This window comes from Methylophilus sp. 14 (assembly GCF_015354345.1).
In the GTDB taxonomy this organism is placed as follows: Bacteria; Pseudomonadota; Gammaproteobacteria; order Burkholderiales; family Methylophilaceae; genus Methylophilus.
Genome location: NZ_JADKYS010000002.1, coordinates 531,822 through 550,333, shown reverse-complemented (window position 1 = coordinate 550,333; position 18,512 = coordinate 531,822). Strand labels below are relative to the sequence as shown.

Annotated in this window: 11 protein-coding genes and 1 tRNA gene; 1 reads left to right on the top strand and 11 read right to left on the bottom strand. The window is 44.7% G+C overall.

Annotated elements, in window-relative coordinates; all coding sequences use genetic code 11:
* Window positions 1–6 precede the first annotated feature (6 nt).
* The 6 genes from chrA to INP78_RS07910 form a co-directional block, all read right to left on the bottom strand.
* Window positions 7–1,368 (bottom strand): chromate efflux transporter, encoded by a 1,362-nt coding sequence (gene chrA, locus INP78_RS07935; RefSeq protein WP_228522742.1) that lies wholly within the window; start codon window positions 1,366–1,368, stop codon window positions 7–9.
* Window positions 1,355–2,119 (bottom strand): TSUP family transporter, encoded by a 765-nt coding sequence (locus INP78_RS07930; RefSeq protein WP_194741624.1) that lies wholly within the window; start codon window positions 2,117–2,119, stop codon window positions 1,355–1,357. Before INP78_RS07930 ends, chrA begins: the two co-directional genes overlap by 14 nt.
* Before the next feature lie 14 nt (window positions 2,120–2,133).
* A complete protein-coding gene (locus tag INP78_RS07925) occupies window positions 2,134–2,973 on the bottom strand; it encodes a symmetrical bis(5'-nucleosyl)-tetraphosphatase (RefSeq protein ID WP_194741623.1) in 840 nt (279 codons plus the stop codon).
* Window positions 2,974–3,050: 77 nt separating this feature from the next.
* Window positions 3,051–3,554 carry a cytochrome c5 family protein gene (locus INP78_RS07920; protein ID WP_194741622.1) on the bottom strand — a complete coding sequence of 168 codons (504 nt, stop codon included), beginning with the start codon at window positions 3,552–3,554 and terminating at the stop codon, window positions 3,051–3,053.
* 149 nt (window positions 3,555–3,703) lie between these two features.
* Window positions 3,704–5,188, bottom strand: coding sequence for a choice-of-anchor I family protein (locus INP78_RS07915; protein ID WP_194741621.1), 1,485 nt, complete (start codon window positions 5,186–5,188; stop codon window positions 3,704–3,706).
* A gap of 105 nt (window positions 5,189–5,293) precedes the next feature.
* Complete coding sequence (locus tag INP78_RS07910) at window positions 5,294–6,433, bottom strand: sugar phosphate nucleotidyltransferase (RefSeq protein ID WP_194741620.1); 1,140 nt, start codon at window positions 6,431–6,433, stop codon at window positions 5,294–5,296.
* Window positions 6,434–6,591: 158 nt separating this feature from the next.
* Here INP78_RS07910 and INP78_RS07905 point away from each other — a divergent pair.
* A tRNA-Arg gene (locus INP78_RS07905) sits at window positions 6,592–6,668 on the top strand.
* Window positions 6,669–6,855: 187 nt separating this feature from the next.
* Here the strand turns inward: INP78_RS07905 and INP78_RS07900 are convergent.
* Genes INP78_RS07900 through INP78_RS07880 form a run of 5 tightly spaced genes read right to left on the bottom strand, consistent with a single transcriptional unit; the run spans window position 6,856 to window position 18,326 of the window.
* Entirely contained in the window at window positions 6,856–9,393 is a 2,538-nt protein-coding gene (locus tag INP78_RS07900) for a hypothetical protein (RefSeq protein WP_194741619.1), read from the bottom strand.
* 3 nt (window positions 9,394–9,396) lie between these two features.
* Complete coding sequence (locus INP78_RS07895; protein ID WP_194741618.1) at window positions 9,397–10,956, bottom strand: competence protein CoiA family protein; 1,560 nt, start codon at window positions 10,954–10,956, stop codon at window positions 9,397–9,399.
* A gap of 2 nt (window positions 10,957–10,958) precedes the next feature.
* Window positions 10,959–12,158, bottom strand: coding sequence for a Druantia anti-phage system protein DruA (locus tag INP78_RS07890; protein WP_194741617.1), 1,200 nt, complete (start codon window positions 12,156–12,158; stop codon window positions 10,959–10,961).
* On the bottom strand, window positions 12,155–17,401 hold the full coding sequence (locus INP78_RS07885) for a DEAD/DEAH box helicase (RefSeq protein ID WP_194741616.1): 5,247 nt from the start codon (window positions 17,399–17,401) through the stop codon (window positions 12,155–12,157). Before INP78_RS07885 ends, INP78_RS07890 begins: the two co-directional genes overlap by 4 nt.
* On the bottom strand, window positions 17,394–18,326 hold the full coding sequence (locus INP78_RS07880) for a hypothetical protein (protein WP_194741615.1): 933 nt from the start codon (window positions 18,324–18,326) through the stop codon (window positions 17,394–17,396). The genes INP78_RS07885 and INP78_RS07880 overlap by 8 nt, the downstream gene beginning before the upstream one ends.
* Window positions 18,327–18,512 lie beyond the last annotated feature (186 nt).

Below are 18,512 nucleotides of genomic sequence, written 5' to 3'. Positions count from 1 at the left end.
GGCAGCCTAGCGCAACCATTGCACCAGCATACCAATCACCGCATACGCCGCGATCACTGCAATTACATTCAACTTAAACCGCGCCAGGGCTAACCATGCAGCGACGGCCAACCCTATCGCCAGCCAGTCCACGCCGGGGAACCACGGGCTTTGCAGAAACACATGGTAAGCAAAAAACAGCGCCAGGTTGAGGATGACACCGACCACCGCAGCAGTAATGGCACTCAGCGGCGCCGTCAGCCGCACATTATCACGCGTATTTTCAATCAATGGCGCGCCGCTAAAAATAAACACGAAACTGGGCAAAAAGGTAAAGAAAGTCACCACTGTCGCCGCTAAAAAGCCCGCCAGCAACTGCCCGTGTGCAGCCAGCGCCTGGTTCAGCCAGCCACCGACAAATCCAACAAAAGTCACCACCATAATCAGCGGACCGGGGGTCGTTTCACCCAAGGCCAGGCCGTCCATCATCTGTGCCGCACTGAGCCAGTGATAATGATCCACCGCGCCCTGATACACATAAGGCAAAACTGCATAAGCACCACCAAAAGTCAGCAAAGCCGCTTTACTGAAAAACCAGCCCATTTGCGTCAACGCGCCTTGCCAGCCAAAGTGCCAATACAATCCGGCCATGACCAACAACCAGAGTGCCACTCCGGTCAAGGCAATCCGCACCATGCCCTGCCAGCTAAACCTGGCGTGTGCAGGGGTCTGTGTGTCATCGTCTATCAGTGCTCGCCCAAAATGCTGGCTGGCGGCGCCATGCCCGCCAATAGTAAAATGGTTTGGCGCCAGGCGTGCCCCGAGAAACCCCAGGCCTGCGGCCGTGAGTACGATGAAAGGAAAAGGTAATTTGAACAAGAAAATCGCCACGAACGCCAAGGCCGAAATCGCCCACATGACTTTGTTTTTAAGTGCACGCATGCCTATGCGGTAAGCTGCAAACAACACAATGGCCACCACCGCCGGTTTAATCCCGTACAGCGCGCCCGCCACAGTCGGCACATGACCATAAGCCATATACACCCAGGCCAGCAACACCAGCATAAAGAATGAAGGCAAGACAAACAGCACGCCAGCAATCAACCCACCCCAGGTGCGATGCATCAGCCAGCCGATATAGGTCGCCAATTGCTGCGCCTCTGGTCCCGGCAACACCATGCAGTAATTCAGCGCATGTAAAAAACGTTTTTCCGAGATCCAGCGTTTTTGCTCCACCAGGTCGTGATGCATGATGGCAATTTGCCCGGCCGGGCCGCCAAAGCTAATCAATCCGAGTTTAAGCCAATACCAGAAAGCTTGCCAGAGCGACACAGGCGCAGGCGGCGTCTCCATTAACACGGTACGCGCAGAATCATCATGTACCTGCATAGGCATCCACTCCCGTTTTCAAGATCAGTAACGAAACCACCAGCATAAAGACGAGACGCACCAACCCGGCGCCATGTTTGAGCGCCAGAGACGTTCCTAGCACACTGCCAGCAATATTCGCCACAGCCATCGCCAGCCCTACCTGCCACCATACATGGCCAGTCGCTGCCAACATGAGAAGTGCTGCAAGATTCGTAGTCGCATTCAATACTTTGGCCGAGGCCGAGGCGTGTAAGAAATCCTGCCCCAAGCAGCGCACCAGCAAGAAAATAAAAAAACTGCCCGTACCCGGTCCAAAAAAACCATCATACCAACCGATGAATGCGCCTATAGCAAGTGCCAGCCACAAACGTGCTCTAGGGCTGTGTTGCGGCTTGCCATGTTGCAGGCCAAATTGGGGATATTTGAACGTATAAATCAGCACCAGCAGCAACACCCAGGGCAACAGTTTGCGCAAGCACTGCGGATCCATCCAGGTCAGCGTCCACGCCCCCAGGCCAGACCCGGCAAACGCGAGCAGTGCTGCCGGGGCCAGCCAAGTCCATTCCAGTTGTACACGGCGACCGTAACGCCAGGCGGCGACCGTGGTGCCAAACACACTGGAACATTTATTCGTGCCCAGTAACAATGATGGCGACGAGGCAGGATAAGTCGATAACAGTGCAGGCACCGACAGCAGGCCACCACCGCCGACCATCGCATCCATGACCCCGGCCACGAATGCTGCCGCCATCACTAACCACACTTCCATGACAGACGCGCCGACTACTCGCCGACCGTGCCAGCTGGCTGGTCACGTGGATCTAATGGCACCTGCGTAAACGCTCCGGTTTCCAACGCATAAGCCGTGAGCTGCCGCCCCCACAAGCAACCGGTATCCAGGGCAACCACGCCCTCGCCTTGATACAACCCCAGGGCAGACCAATGCCCGAACAGAATGGTTTGGCGGGCTTGCGCAGATTGCCGTGCAGCCACTTTGAACCAGGGCTGATAGCCTGCCGGAATATCCTGCACCTCGCCTTTAAAGGCAAACTCCATAGTGCCTGCGTCATCCAGCAAGCGCATACGCGTCAGACCATTGGTAATAGCGCGCAGACGGTCAATGCCGATCAAACGATCATCCCAGGCGGCGGGTTGGTTACCATACATCTGCTGCAAAAAGCTTAAATAATCTGCTGACTGCAACACCGCTTCTACTTCAGCCGCCAGCGCTCTCGCCTGCGGCAAGGTCCATTGCGGATAGAGCCCGGCATGCAGCATGGCAAAATCGTCGTCCAGCACCATGAGCGGTTGCTGGCGTAACCAGGTGAGCAACTGGCTGCCATCTTCCGCCGCAAACAATGCGGTGAGGGTGTCAAAGCGATGCGGCGGCCGGATGTCATGCGCCACCGCAATCGCATGCAGATCATGATTACCTAGCACCACTCGCACATGGTCGCGATGCGTATACACCCAACGCAGCACCTCGAGCGAACCAGTGCCGCGGTTAATCAAATCACCCACCAGCCACAGGCTGTCACGGCCAGGCTGAAAATCCAGCTGTGCCAGTAAATGCATCAGGGAGTGGTAGCAGCCCTGAATATCACCAATTGCATATCTCGCCATGGCGTCAACTTTGCAAAAAAATCAATTCACCAATAAAAAAGCCGCTTGAATCAAGCGGCTTCTCACAATCACTACAATTACTTCTTCAAGCTGGCAGGGTCAAATTTTGCACCCGCCTGATTTGCCATATAAGCCACGGCATCAGCCACTTCATGATCGCTCAGGTCAGCCGCACCGCCGCGTGGAGGCATGCTGCGGATACCTTCTGTGGCGTGTTTCACCAAGGTTTCATAGCCTTGTGCAATACGTGGGCCCCAGTCACCGGCGTTACCAATTTTTGGTGCACCCAGTGCGCCTACACCGTGACAGGCGACACAAGTGCCTTTCACGATTTCTTCACCACTTTTTTCAACGTGGGCACCTGCGGCTTCAGCCACTTCAATGGTCGCCACCGGTTTGATGTTTGCCACCACTTTTTGCTCGACAGCGTCAGCTTCTTCTTTGGAAGGCGCTGCTTTTTCACTGCCAAACACGCCAAACAGGTAAGCCAGCAGCGAGACCAGCAAAGTGAAACCGATAATGGCACCTGGAATCGCAATAATTAACTCTTTAATGCTTGAACCTTGTTTGTAATCCGACATATCCGTATCCCGTTGCGTTAGAAAAAATATCCCTGCGATTATAACGCAGAACGACTACGCAGCAAACGCGCATACGGGCTTTTCCATGCGCCAAAAGCAAACAGCCGCGCATGTTGCCATGCCCGGCTGTTTATTGACAGAAGGATGGTTTACTTCTGACGGCGACGCATCGCTGCCATTGCCACCAGCCCCAAGCCCAGCATCGCCGCAGAGCCTGGCTCAGGCACGGCACTGATACGGAACAATGATGTGGTGTTAGAGCCTTCGTTGGCAAATGCCAGGAAGATAGACCCATCTTTTTCAAAGGCAACCAGGCCTTCTGGCGCCAAATCACCATCAGACACGATCATGTCGATAAAGCTGGCCTTGGTCGGGTCAGTGATATCAAACAAAGCAATCGCGCCTTTCAGCGTTCTCTCCAAACCGACAGCAGCAATCGTGCGGCCACCCAGCGTGAACAGGTCTACGCCTTCTGGCTCTACACCTTTGTCGCGGCTACGGCCGTCATCGTAAATACCACGTGCAAACGCTTCTTTATCGAGGATGTCGCCACTGTCATACACCAGGTTGCCATCCGCATCACGGATGCTGAAAGAACGTGCACCGGCAGCGTACAGATCGCCTGGGGAGGAATCCGTATTTGAGACACGGATATTGGCCAAGTCGCCGGTCGCACCCAATGAGCTGGCCGCAGAACGGTCGCCGTCGTCTTCACGGAAGTCGCCTTCGTTGGCTGTCACCAGGTAGGTTTTACCAGCCACGTCGTAGGTCGCGATACCGTCAGGCATGTACAAGCCCTTCACGTTAGCGCTAATAAAGTTAACGCTGCCGTTATTCAACGGATCAATGCTGTTACCCGGCTGGCTGAAGTCTTTTGCGCCCAAACCCACCACTTTTGTGAAAGAGTTGGTATTCAAGTCCAGGATACCAATCGCATTCGCTTCTTGCAGCGTCACATAGGCTTTGCTGCCATCGGCGCTCACCGCAATATACTCAGGCTCAAAATCCATACCGGTGTTGGTGCGGATATGGCTACCGGAAGTTGGCACACCGGCCAACGTGGCAGTCGCAGCTACAGTACGGTTGGTCACATCAATAATCGTCACACTGCCGACTGGGTCATTGGCAGCCGGGTTGTACACGCGTGGCACAGTGCCGCCTTTGCGTGTGCCATACACGTCTGGTGTGCCTTCGTTAGCCACCAGAATCTTGCTGCCGTCCGGGGTAAATGTCAGCATGTCTGGCAATGCACCCACTGTAAAAGTGTTGGTGCCTGCGGCCAGGCTTCTGCTGGAAGTGTTATACAACTGAACGATACCGGCATTCGTGCGTGCGGTGTTCTCAATGGCAAAAGCGGCCATGCCATTGCTAATGCTCACGCTGTTGATATTGCCGTAAGCACTGGTATCAATGCGTTGCAGCAAGCTACCGCTAGATGCATCTAAAACATCCACGCCTTTAACACCAGCCACCCACAAGGTGTTGGTCGTTGCATCAAAAGCTGGGATTTCAGACAAATAGCCACCACCGGTGTGGGAAAATGTCCATTCTTTGCTAATCTGGTACGTGGTTGCCGCTTGTGCCATGCTCATGCTACCGAGCAACAGGCCGATCATTAAAGTCATTTTTTTCATGTGTTTATCCTCTCCTCAAAACAGCAAAGAGCATAGCCAGCAAACATGACAAATCCTTGACGTCCGCGTGTCAAAAAGATGGCAGCGGACTACGTTTAAGGTTGCTTAAAGCCGGGCGTAAGCGTAGTTTTGCGGATAGACCACCTTCTCGCGCGCATCGGTCCAGATAATGTCGCAAGTCTCATCATCAATGTGTATCATGCGGCCATTGCGGTCCACACAATACTCAGCGCACACAATGCGCTCCTCAATTTCATAGCCCTGCGCAATGCGCGTGTAATCAAACAAAATCGAGCGGATGACTGTACTGTCGCGCTGAATATGGCAACCCGAGTTAATCCAGGTCGGGCCGACAATGCGGGTATTTTTATCAATACGCGAACCAGAGCCAATATACACTGGCCCCTCAATCTGCGTGTGCTCCCAATCAATATGCACATTCAACCCCACCCACACACCGGGTTTGACCTGCTTGCCGGGGATAGGCATAGACGGGAAAAAGCCCTGCATCATTTGCTGCATCACCAGCCAGTAATCCGTCACTACACCAATATCAATCCAGTTAAACGGATGCTGAATGGCATAAAACGGCAAACCGCGCTCGACTAACAAAGGGAACAAATCCGAACCAATATCAAACTCGCTACCTGATGGAATCAGGTCCAGCACCGCGGGTTCAAAAATATAAATGCCCGTGCTCGCCCAATTAGAGCGCGCCTCCACCTGGCTAGGCTTTTCCTGAAAAGAAATAATGCGGCCATCATTGTTCGTGACCACAATGCCATAGCCAGATACCTTATCCATAGGCACCTGCATGGTCACCAGACTCGCCAACGCGCCCTTCTCTTTGTGCTCTTTCACCGCACGCGTAATGTCGAGATCAATAATCGCATCGCCGCACAATACAATGGTCGTGTCGTCAAAAAAGCCACTAAAGTCCTGAATCTTGCGCATGCCACCTGCGGATCCCACCGCATGCGGCACAATCTTGCCATCGACAATATCGCCCTCAAACGAGTAGCCAATATTCACCCCTAAACGATGGCCATCCTCAAAGTAATCCTGAATCTTCTGATGCAAATAACTCACATTGATCATGATATCGGCCACGCCATGCATGGCCAGATGCTCAATCAGATACGCCATCACCGGCTTACCCAACACAGGAATCATCGGCTTAGGCAACTCATAAGTCAGCGGACGGACACGTGTCCCCTTACCCGCGGCCAGAATCATGGCTTTCATAGTGCAACACCCTTAAATAACTTAACGTTTATCGGCTAAGCATAGCCACGCACTATGACAACATTATTTCAGCAGCGTAGTTGCCAGGTGGGCAAGAAGAGAAAATAGCCAGCACGCGCGCCAAGCCTGCGCGACTTATTTGCTATAATGGCAGGATTGCGCCCGTAGCTCAGCTGGATAGAGTATTGGTTTCCGAAGCCAAGGGTCGTGGGTTCGACTCCCGCCGGGCGCACCATATTTATTGGTAAGCATGTAGAAGTAAATGCTAACTTTAATATCGCATGGCCCAGTCATAGCCCTCTAATGGCCCACTCATAGCCCATCAAGAACTCACATTTACATCTAATTCAAATTCTGACCATTGGTTGATTGCCCTTTAGCTTAAGACAATCCGTATAAATTCGTCTTTATAAACACTTTCCTTATTTTTTTAACGAAAGTACCGAGAGTACAAGAGAAGTGTCACCTGGATTAGACTCTTTTAGGACCCTCAAAAAGGATCTCAAAGCAGGCTTCCATAAATGTGCGGCCCACTTATCAGTAACGACATCCTCTTCAAACTCCTCCATTTTTGTAATTGCGTCATCCTCTCGAATAAATTCTGGCTTGTTATCTAAATCTAGGTGCACCGCAATAGAATCTATTTCCCTAGACAAAGGTAAACTTGCCACTCCTTCCGTTAAGGACATCAAAACCCAAGGGAATTCCGTACCTGTTGGTTTTATTAGTTTATGCTGAATATTTTCAATTAAGGACCTTGCATAAACATCGATTGGTGATAGGTTCGCATCCTTAATCACAATAGCTCGATTATCCTCACTCAAGCTTTGTTTAATCAATGGCAAGTTTTGCATTAATCCCACAGTACAATTAAATACTTTGCATCCAGAAGCATTTCTGCGGCCAATAGCCTCAGCAACTAAATTAGCCGCGTTTCCTTCTATGATAAGTATTAAGCCAGATCTAAGCACAATATCTATTGTCAGCTCGATAGCGCGAGAATGCTTGACCGATAAACCAACATCTTTTAGATGGGTGAGAATCGGCTCGGAAATGGAGCTTAGCTCTTGTGTTGTAACATTTGGAATATTACTTGAAGCCGAAGTCTGATTCATGCCGAGTCCCTCAAGCAACTCCTTATAAACAACAACTTCAGCTAAAGTATTGAACAAATCACCCTTTGTCCTCTTAATAGTTTCCTTGATGGCTTTAGAGATCGCTGGCGGCAATGCTCGATACTCTTTTTCTTGGTTTGCTATTTGTTCTTTTTGAATATTTCGTTGTATCTCTAATTGAGAAATCTCTTTAACAAGCTCACTCTTTAGCTCGGTTTGCTCCAATACTTTTTCCTGAATGAGAGCATTAATACGAGTTGCTATTCTTTCATCTTTAATAGCCTCATCAAGTAAAATATCCAAAGCCTCACTATCAGTTCCTATATATTCCAACTCTTTGATTAAGCGCTGCCCGCGTTTTGAATTTAGGCTTGCCTCGCCAGAATTAATAGAATCTATCAAATACCGCTGTTGAGCTTTTGTCAGCTTATCAATACCTATTTTCTGAGTTGCCAAAAATTTTTTTAAAGTTGAAGCAAGTGTTCCACATTCATAAACTTCAGGCACAGGCAGAGGTCCTGGTACTAAAAGCCGCCCTTCAAAACGAAACCCAGTCAAAGATCTCCAACTCATGAGGCCATCATCAAATGCCTCATCACGAGTAAAATCACGACCAGACGGACATTTAAGGAACAAATCATCTGTTAGCAAGAAAAGAAATGGTTCTGTTAATGCCTTATCTTTGACTTGTAATAGTGTGTGCTTGATAAACCCTCTTACAGACTCAGGGGCCGATGAAGAGAATGGAACGAGTTGCACTTCATAAACATCTGTTTTAGCGCTCTTCAGATGATAGTTATTGTTCCGGGCCACTCCGCTTCCATTAAGGTCATTTGGGCATACTCTCCAAATGCCAATTTCATTTCGTTTTGGTTGTTTGGGATATACACGCCCCAAAAATGCCTGTATGTCTCCGCTATTCGGAAACAGGGACACTCGCCTCTCTCTTAAATGTAAATCGAATAGACGGCCATCAGGCTTTCTTATGGCAATTGGCTGTATAAAAACTGCGTTTTCTGGAAAGTCCCTAGTACATTTGCCTATAACTTCATCTAAATCAATGTCAAAGTCCTGTTGATCATCGTCCTCAAAGCGAATTAATTGAAAGCCAACTGCTAGAGGTTCTGTGGAAAGATTTCTTGAACGGGCTGTAAATTCAGTTAATAGCTGCAAGAGATTGGGATTATCTTTTAAATCTTCAAATGTATTGTTAAGCTCTGCATCATCATGACTTTTAACCGCATACAGTCCCGTAATAAAACTTGCTACTAATGGTGGTAAATTTACTAAGTATTTTTCTGGATTCGTGCTTTCAAGCAAAGAAACCATAGCTGGCGCTAGACCATTTTGCAAAAAAGAAAGATCCACTTCTGCCTGTTTTATGGAAGTTAATATATCCATTTCTAGAGCGGAGTCTCGCTCCTCCCCTAACCCATTTATAGACGAACTTAGAAACTCAATAAGTTTCTGAGGTGGAGATGGAGAAAATAAATGGATTAAACATGAACGACAAAGTTTCTTAGCCTCAGCATCTGAATGCCCTTCCCCATCTCCTTGATAAAGCTCATACAAATGAAAAGTATCAATTACCTCATCAACATCAATTGGATTGATCATTGTGATATTTGAATGAAACCACTTCTGAACAATCGAGTCGGTGGCACGTGGGAAATTGATCATTGTCGCTACGGCCACACTCGGACCTCGTGGTAAATTTTGAACTTTCGCTCCCGCTAATATTAATGGTTTGCGATTTTCAAGAAAGAATTTTCTCAGCTCATCTGAATCCGCACCAAAATTTAGTAAATATTTATATCGTTTTTTATCAATATTCAAGAAAGCCATAAATTAAATACCTTTTTGATTATGTAGCAATGCTTTAGCTGCACGTATATATGGCATTAAAGTACTTTGTAAAATTGGTCCCAACATACTTAAGCATTTACTTTCAGGACTTTCAATGTAGTCGCGAACTAATTGTGATGCTCTGATACCAAACTTTTCTCGTGTCAAGCTGTATAGCCAAACCTCATTCCCTAATAAATGTCTCGCATCATTTGGATTATTGCTCACGGACTTAAGAAAATTAGATGACTCGGGCAGAATCCGCCCGAAACCATTCGCAAAAAAGAGCTTCTCGGTATTACTTTCTAAAACTATTTCAACTCCATTAATTAGCGACTTGCTGTTAATCGCGGCAATTCTTGTTGCTAACTTCAAATTGGAGAATTTGATCTTAACTTCCAACGCATTGATTTGATCTCGATTTAACGGAGGTGCTTGTAAGATGTTCCATGTATCAGTTTCGGTATGCGCATATATTCCGGTTGGCTGAATCAGCTCACACTTTTCGCTCCTAATCAAAAATTGCTCAACCCCATCAATTGAGATAATCACATCCTCTTTTCCAAGATTTAAGCCATCTATTTTGACTGTGTCATCAGAGAGCTCTTTTACTCGAGCGTATCCAATCAAATTTGGCGGCCCTTCAATACTAATAACTTTCCGGCTGCTCCTTTTAAGAAAAATCACATCTGGACTTTGTGGATATATATATGCCCCATCCTGATCAATATGATGGGGATATGGGTGCAGTAAGAAAGCTCGTGCTTTGCGTACCTTAATTAATCTATTAAAAAAATCTGATAAAACGGCTTGATGCTGACTGAATTTGTGCTCGGCGAATATAGTAGGCAATGTTGTTTCATAAACGTACCACTTTGAAACCATACCCTTGAGTGTCCAATCTACTAACTCCAAAACCTCAGACGGAGGAGTTAATACCGCACTCCCAACAACCCAATAGGTTGTACCACACTCTAAAGCCTCATCTTTAAGAACAGCTCGCCCTCCTGATTCAACCGCTCTAAATATATTGAATTCATCATTGAATTCATCTGCTTGCAATAGCAGATTATGAGCAAATTCAATTAAGTCACCTGAGCCATAGCATTTGAATAATGGTGTTTGGGGAGATAACGAAACAATACTTACATTTGTTAGTTGATTGGAAGTTAACGTTTTCTCTCCCAGTCGATGCTGTATTACTACTTGGCCATCCCATCCATTTTGGCCATTATAAAGAGATGGAAGTCGTAAAAAAATTTCAAATCCAACGGGTGTTGAACGTTTTGCTAAGAACAATCCAACCTGTAGTGAGTTTTTCTTAAATAAAGGAATTGGATTATGTGCTGCCTGAGAGTAAACACCTAAAGACAACTCGTGGGAGGGAGAGTAGTTCTCGCAGTCAGGTTTTGCCCGATTACTAAAGTGAGCGAAATGTGGACGTCTATCATGCCCAGATCGTAAATAGACGGGCTCTTTGCAATATGGGCATTCAAGTCCGTAAGCGTAATTCCCACGCTGAGCCTCGACTATTTCACCTCGATAGTTTTTAGCCCAACGCATTCCTAACTCACCTCTTTATTGAGAAAACTTACTCTATTTTCTTGTAGCAGTATCTCGCTTAAAAAATCATGACTCTTCCAGTTTCTAAACTCTAAGTTACGAAAAGATCGAGGAATTACCCATCTAGTTAACGATGCCCGGCTACGCTCTTCAACTGAAACGAGATTTATGTAATTTGGCTCCAACTCATCTCCGCGCAACACTTGTAGAAAGTTACTCGCTAAGGATGAGAAAAAAATTTCACGAGCTAAGCCGTGTTTTGCTAAATCCTGACTCATACCGAGTTTAGTGAAGGCTTGTTTTACAACTCTCAATCGATAATTAGGACCTTGACCATATTTATGTGAGTCTGAATAAGAATCTTCAAAAGTATTTAAGTAGCTTTTCAAATCATTAAATAGTTCATCAGAAATGTGGAAATGCCCCCAACCAGAACTATATCCGATGCTTTCGAATATTGAGTCATTTCCTATTTTTAGGCGATTATATAAAGAAGACCTACCTAATGCTGATGTGGTGGTTACTGCGACTAATCTAGGATTTTTTGACTCCCCCGATATAATTCCCTTGGAGTCTTTATATTTACGTTGAAATTCATCAACTACCTCCTTCGTCTGAATCAGACTAGCAATGAGCTTTCCTCCCAATAACTTATTGTAGGGAGGAACTGCTCCTAGGGCATAAGCATCCATTAAGTTTACCAAGCCCTTTGCTCTTCTATGGTGATCCCAGCCTATATATTCATCCCTAGCCTTAAGATTAAATACAGCATCACCAAGTGCAAAAATACCAATAAGTTTGTTGTGGTAATCATCCCATACCAGAAACCGCATTCGTCGCCCATATCCATCTGATATAGGAATTCTCCAATAATAAGTCGCTAGCCGAAATAGCTCTGATTGCCAAGTGTTAGCCTTAACGATCTCCAGCCTAGGAGAAATTCTCTCAACATTTAGCTCATCGCCAGATGCGAAGTAATTTATCAATTTGCTTGCATGAGCATCAATCCAAACTCTATTCTCAGCTAGTTTTGCGGCTCTTTGATGTGAGTGCATTTCGCGATACGTTTCTTTATCAAGGCCAGGAGGTACCAGAGCTCCATCTGGGCCTTTCGTAAATCCTAAATCTTTAAAATGCCTCCTAATTTTTCGAATTAGACGAGCCTCTCTACCGGGAATGTTAACTACCGCATTCTTTTTCATACAATGTTCTCGTAGGCGCCAGGCAAATCTCTTGATAACTCATATTCTGAAAATGCAAAATTTAGATTTGCTTTCAAGAATCCATAATGCTCTGGTCTAACCAGTGAAGGATAAGAATAGATGATAGTGGACTTTTTATCTTTAGATGCTTGTACAGGATACTCATCAGAATAAGTCACCTCCCAGCCAGCCAGTTCTAGAATGTTAATGAGTGGCTCAAGGATTTTTCTTTGTTCGTTAGTTGAAGGCAATGGAGGTAATTGCCCATCTTTAATAAATTTCAATAGATCTAAAGCTAGAAACCTATCTAGGCTTGTGTGATGAAATCTATTTCCATAATGACGTAAGCACTTATCACATGAAGTTGCGCAATCACAATTAACCAATAATTGCTCAACCTTCGCCATTACCTCATTTATTTCATCTCCCGCTTGAGTCGCATATCCAGCCCCACCGGAAAGGGTGTCGTAGATAAAAATATCAGCATAGTTCTTATCTTCTACAGGGAGATAGCGATATCCAGCATTGATTTCCCGAATATCAATATCCAAACTTCGACTGATTCCTAACACAATGGCCTCTGCTAAAGACTGCATCGCATCAGAAATTGGATTTCGCATGCTAGTGTCTAAAGGGTCAAATCTTAGAGACCCTCCTAATGGTAAGCGCAACAAAAGAATATCTGAATTAAAGCCATAACCTAGGTATACCCTTTCAAATGCCCCATGACAGCGCATGGATGATGATCGTCCAGCAATATAATAATCTCGTTCATGCGAATTAATATTATTGTCTAATGATGCTTTACCGCATTGATTACATATATTAAAACCCTCAAATGCCCCATCTTTATTTTCCCCTCTATTCACCATCACCAACTGCTGGTCTCTTGTAAATGAAATTAATCCATTAACCCCAAAAGTTTCAAAACTAATATTTTCATCCTCAGGTATAGATAGCTGTGCACTAGTAACAGTAGTAAAAAGCTGATCATCATCATACTCATCCACCTCTTGCCGTCCCGAAGGATAAACAACCTGAGGAACGATGACACTCATCCCATCAATTATTCCACTTATGCAAAGTGGACACTTTTCATTTAATGGCTTAGTTTTTCTGAAGCCTGGCGTGTATCCGCACTGGGTGCAAGATAAATAATAGCGTCGATCAGAAAACAGTTTCAAGGCTCTATTTTCGACTGAGCCTGACCCATTAGCTGCCACCGACCCGATCCGATATGTTTTTTTATCTACCACGACAAATCGACCAGGCGCATATTCTGAAAGCGCCACATTCAGCCCCTGCTGAGGTCGTTGAAGAATGTTTAATTTGACATACCCTTTGGTTTTATCAGGAGGCCCTTCAATTTGAAGAGCGCAAATGTCTCTGGGAAATGCATATGATGGTAAAAAGCCTCTAGCAAATAGAAACTCGATCAAATTTAACTCGGAAGCTTCGAGTTCATCGTCGTTATCAGGACATACTTTACGTAGTTGATGAATGAATTCGTTTGATACCGCTTTAGGAGAACGTTTATATGAAACTGGCAACCATTTTTGGATAGAGGCGTAAATGAGTTCAGATGCGTCAGACTCATCTAACCACTTCTCGAATGAAGTAAGGCTAAATTCGTCCGATCCATTAAAGAATGACATTGTTTTACCTAAAACAGAAAATATATCTGACCCTACCGGTATTGGCCATTCCGCGTGGAAAAATGATTGAATTAATTGGGCCCGAATATGCCTTTCGATAATTTTTGGATTGTTAATATCAATACCTGGCAAAGTTGGCTCACCGCTTATAATAGGCTCTGGATTTTCAAAATAATGATTGTCATGCGGGCTATTTTGAGCATATGTAACAACTGTCGAAATGGCGGATCCTCGCCTACCAGTACGTCCAGCACGTTGTTGATAGTTTTGTCTAAGAGGAGGAATATTTCTTAATCCGACTGCTACAAGCGACCCAATATCGATACCAACCTCCATAGTTGTAGTACTACTTAGAACATCTATTGAAGTATCAGATTCTGAGACTAAAATATCCCTGAATCTACGTTCAAAATCTTCAGTTGTAGTACTAGGATCATCAACATCACGATAAGAAAGCTGAGCAGTATGTTCTTCAACTGATAAATTGAAAGGGCGCTTACTTCCTTCGAGAACCTCAATGACTGGGTCTCTAAAGAAAGCTTTTCTAGCCCTTAAATAATCAGACTTTCCAGGATTGACAGAAACCATTCCGCTAGCCAAACATGATGGGCAATGCCCCCACCACTCGACGGGAGAAACTGTTGCGCAATATGAGCATTGATACCAGCTCTGCTCCTCATTAGCTAGTATCAAAGTAAGTTTATTGGGGTCTAAGAAAAATCCTGAACTACTGGGGTTTGTTTGACAGAGAGCATCTGAAAAAGCTTTAAATGCCTCATCCAGATTTGGATAATAACTTCTCAAAAAATGTTGAACGGGTTGGCTAAGACCAGCAGAAATATCTAACCCCCCAGGTAAAGGATGTCCCGCAGCATTCATCCTTATGCCATAAGCAAGGCTACCGTCGACAGCGAATGCATTAGCATAGGATTGAATCCAAATAATTAATATTTTATCCAAGTCATCGCTCTTCGTAACTTTGAGAGCTTTCAAAATCGCCTTATGAGCCTGTCTCGAAACGAATAAATATGCCAATGTCAACGCACTCACAGAGTAAAATGGTGACCCAAGATTTCTTAATAAGAGAGCGTTAAAACTTGGCGATGCACTGTGCTGGTCCTGTAGTGCGCTTTCCAAATCTTTATCGTAGTACGCTATATAATTCCTGACTTCTTGCTGCAGTTGATGACGATCATTTCCATCAAACAAAAGTATTGAGCTTTTAGCCAACGAATGAATCATTGCAATATAAATTCGTTTTAAACGAGGTTCCTGGCCAATTGCAGTGAGCTCTTTTACCGCAAGCAAAAGCAATTGGCGAAAAACATCGTTTTCAATTTCACGTGGGATATCACGTGCTAACCTTGCTGCTTTTTGGCGCCCATCAGAAAACAATAATGACTTTCTTCCTCCGTTAGGTGATTGATTACTTGTGAATATAGTCGGAGGCTGGAGCTCAACTTGAGTGCGAACTAGCTGAGCAAAAGGTGCCTCTCCTTTTGTAGCTAAATCCATAATTTTTGTTGTCCCTGGCTGCCATCTCTTCATGCATATAGGGCATCGATTTGTAAAGGTTAAAATTGACTTACCTGATATTAAAACTGCATTATCTGGTCGAAGTACTTCAAGATATTGTTGTAACTGATCCTCGCTAGGCCTATGGTTTAATAATTTTCCAGTTGCTTTATGCAACCAATTACTTGAACCCTGATGCTTACCATGAATATCTGATGCACGTCTCTTCAGTTCAACTAATAAATGCGTCTCAAAAAGACCACTTGCCCCCCATAACCCATTTGAAGGCTGATGCCATAGAAAGTCCCCATCAGAGTCACGCATATATCCTCGTATAAAGGCCGCTCCACAATCACGATGAGTCAGAACCTCATAAATACGACTCCCACAATCACACTTTAATTTTGGAGAGGAGTAAAGCCTTCCTAAAACTGATGGTTTTGAGCCTTTACGGGAATCACACTCAGGATTTATACATGCATAAATTCCTGAAAGACCTCTGAAAAAGAGATGTGACCGAACGGGTGAAAACACCCTCCCTGTACCTTCTTGCTTAGCAAAAGACATTAATGCTAGCAACCCTTCAAGCGACTTCTCAGCTTGACTTGTTTGCGGGAAAACAGCCTCGGCAATTTCATGAAGCCTTTGAGGTTTTGAAGTTATTTTATTTGCCACTAAAGCTGCAGGACCAAACGATTGTATCCAGTCGAACACTACATTTTGGAATGAAGATTTATCCGTAAACTTATGTGTAGGCTTGTATTTTAATTTAGAACAAAGTTTAAGAAACTCACCCTCAGCATTGTCATGCATCTCATTAACTGTATGCAATGTAGTAAAGTCATAATCTGATAAAGCATTTGCCTCTTCTGATGTAGCAGGTCGCTGTCCAGCTTTTACTTGTTGTTTACCAGTGATTAGAACAAACTCTCTACAAGGCTCTCGCAATCCACTTAAATCAGCTGCGAACGCTTTCATGCGAGCATGAGCCTCTTCCGTACTTCCAAGGCTTGCACTTGTTAATATAAATTTGATTCTATTTCGCGGTATGCCAAGCCGTGCTTGCAATCTCATTAATAAAAATGCCACTTCAGCTCCACCAGCTCCCCTATACATGTGAGCCTCATCAAGAACCACGGTGAACTTATTTTTAGGATCAGAAGCCAACCATGCAGCTGTTTGATCAAAAATTGATGCTTCTATTGGCCTTAGAAGCATATACTCAAGCATGGAATAGTTTGTTACGAGCAAATCTGGGCAACGAGACTGCATTTCTTGTCGAGATAGCATCTCAGTATCTGATGAACCTGTCGAGAATTCTGTTGCAATAAATTGACTTAAGTCTTTTGCTGGCCACTTCCCTTCTTTTTTTAATTTAGCTTGAGCTTCTTCAGGCAACTCTATAAATGCTTTTTGTATAAATGACTCTAAGCGCGTTTCATTTTTAGAGTGACTTTCCTCCCCTGGATATGGTGTTCTACTTGTGTACATGCCGAATGTCACACAATGCTCTCTCGCTCCCCTTAATTTATCTGCTACCAGAGTATTACCAAGAACTTTACGCAGTCTCGCAACCTGATCATTGACAAGTGCATTCATGGGGTATAAAAGTAAGGCTCTGCATCCGGGTCTGATCCATGACTCTGGGCGATTTTCTGCCTCAATAGCCATTGAGGCGAGAATGGGCATCAGGAAACTTTCCGTTTTTCCAGAACCGGTACCAGTTGCCACAATAATTTCTCGATCATTTCCAATAAAGCATTCCAATGCTTCCACCTGATGCTGATAAGGGGTTGCAGGTATGCCTGTACTTGCGAGACTGGAAGAAATAGTTAGAAGAGATTTTGCTGCCTCGGGTATGTTGAGCTCTGAATATAGCTTCCCAGGCATATAGAAAGGTGTAGCTTCAAGCATTGGAGCCCTGAATGTAACACCCTCACTTTCAAACATTTCAATGCGATCATTGATGAGGCCCTCATCCCAAATATGGTACTGAGCTTCTAAATACTGATGGAATCTTTTCTTCATTCCATCAAATACAGTTTTAGCAGAATATGTGGAAACATTAGCCATAATTGATAATCTCGCATCCAATTTTCTTAAATACTGAGCTTATTAACTCCCAGCATTCAACATTGCTACAAAACCAAACGAATCCATATCTATCTTCATCAATTTTGCACATTGAGGTAAGTATTTGTTTTAAAGAGTCCGAAGGGAATAGAGGTAAGGTTATTACGATAGCATTGCCAGAGCGCCTAACTAAGACACTTAAGGGCTTTTCTAATATTGCTGAAAAACCAAATTGAAAACCTCTGTAGTCAAGAATGGGCACGCCCTCAAGAAAGTTTCCATTATGGTCAATTTGACCAATAAAGTAGCGATAGTATTTTTTTGTAACTTTAGTTCGGAATAAGCTGACTTTAGCGTAAGACAATACTCGAGAGTCATTATATGAAAGCCAAGTCGGTTCCTGAATGACTGTATGTTCTTTAAGTGAAGTTTCTTTGATACTGAACGCCTCTAAATTTAAAGGCATTATTGACGATTTGAAGTTTTCTTTATTATGCTCAATAAATTCTCGAGTTAAATCTGCATTACTCCGTTCATCTAGCCCCCTCCATGACAGTATGGATTGGGTCGGTAAATTCAGAACTTCAGATGTTGGCACTATACGGCCAATTCCTGCTCGTACAATACTAGGAAAATGTCGCTTTAGCTCGTCTGTTGGTGCAATACTTACTAGAAGTGAAAAATGATCATTGATTGGAACAGACCTTGTTGGTGTAGCAACCCAATAGCCGTAGCCCAACCCTTCTATTTCCTTTAATAATCTCAGTTCTCTAAGCGAGCTGACCTGAACATCTGATACCACTCCTAAGTTCGAAAGGATCTCTTGGATTCGGCGAGAATGAATGTCTCCATTATGGCTTAATAAGGCCAACACCCCTCTGACAAGTTCTATCGGGTCAAATGAAGATATTGCATGAGGTAACACACTTATTGCTCCAGCAAATCTGTACCAACGTGGTTCATATCACATTTTCTGCAATCTTTTTTAACCACATTGAACACCCCCTTATCGAATCAATTTCACACCTGCGTAACTTTAGAATCGATAAAGAATTTGGTTGTAATATTTATACTAATATACATCGTACCTGATTAGAAAGCAGGTATGCAA

Coding starts and splice junctions, on each gene's coding strand:
- chrA (WP_228522742.1), bottom strand. CDS start 1,368: ATGCAGGTACATGATGATTCTGCGCGTACCGTGTTAATGGAGACGCCG.
- INP78_RS07930 (WP_194741624.1), bottom strand. CDS start 2,119: ATGGAAGTGTGGTTAGTGATGGCGGCAGCATTCGTGGCCGGGGTCATG.
- INP78_RS07925 (WP_194741623.1), bottom strand. CDS start 2,973: ATGGCGAGATATGCAATTGGTGATATTCAGGGCTGCTACCACTCCCTG.
- INP78_RS07920 (WP_194741622.1), bottom strand. CDS start 3,554: ATGTCGGATTACAAACAAGGTTCAAGCATTAAAGAGTTAATTATTGCG.
- INP78_RS07915 (WP_194741621.1), bottom strand. CDS start 5,188: ATGAAAAAAATGACTTTAATGATCGGCCTGTTGCTCGGTAGCATGAGC.
- INP78_RS07910 (WP_194741620.1), bottom strand. CDS start 6,433: ATGAAAGCCATGATTCTGGCCGCGGGTAAGGGGACACGTGTCCGTCCG.
- INP78_RS07900 (WP_194741619.1), bottom strand. CDS start 9,393: ATGGCTTTCTTGAATATTGATAAAAAACGATATAAATATTTACTAAAT.
- INP78_RS07895 (WP_194741618.1), bottom strand. CDS start 10,956: ATGCGTTGGGCTAAAAACTATCGAGGTGAAATAGTCGAGGCTCAGCGT.
- INP78_RS07890 (WP_194741617.1), bottom strand. CDS start 12,158: ATGAAAAAGAATGCGGTAGTTAACATTCCCGGTAGAGAGGCTCGTCTA.
- INP78_RS07885 (WP_194741616.1), bottom strand. CDS start 17,401: ATGGCTAATGTTTCCACATATTCTGCTAAAACTGTATTTGATGGAATG.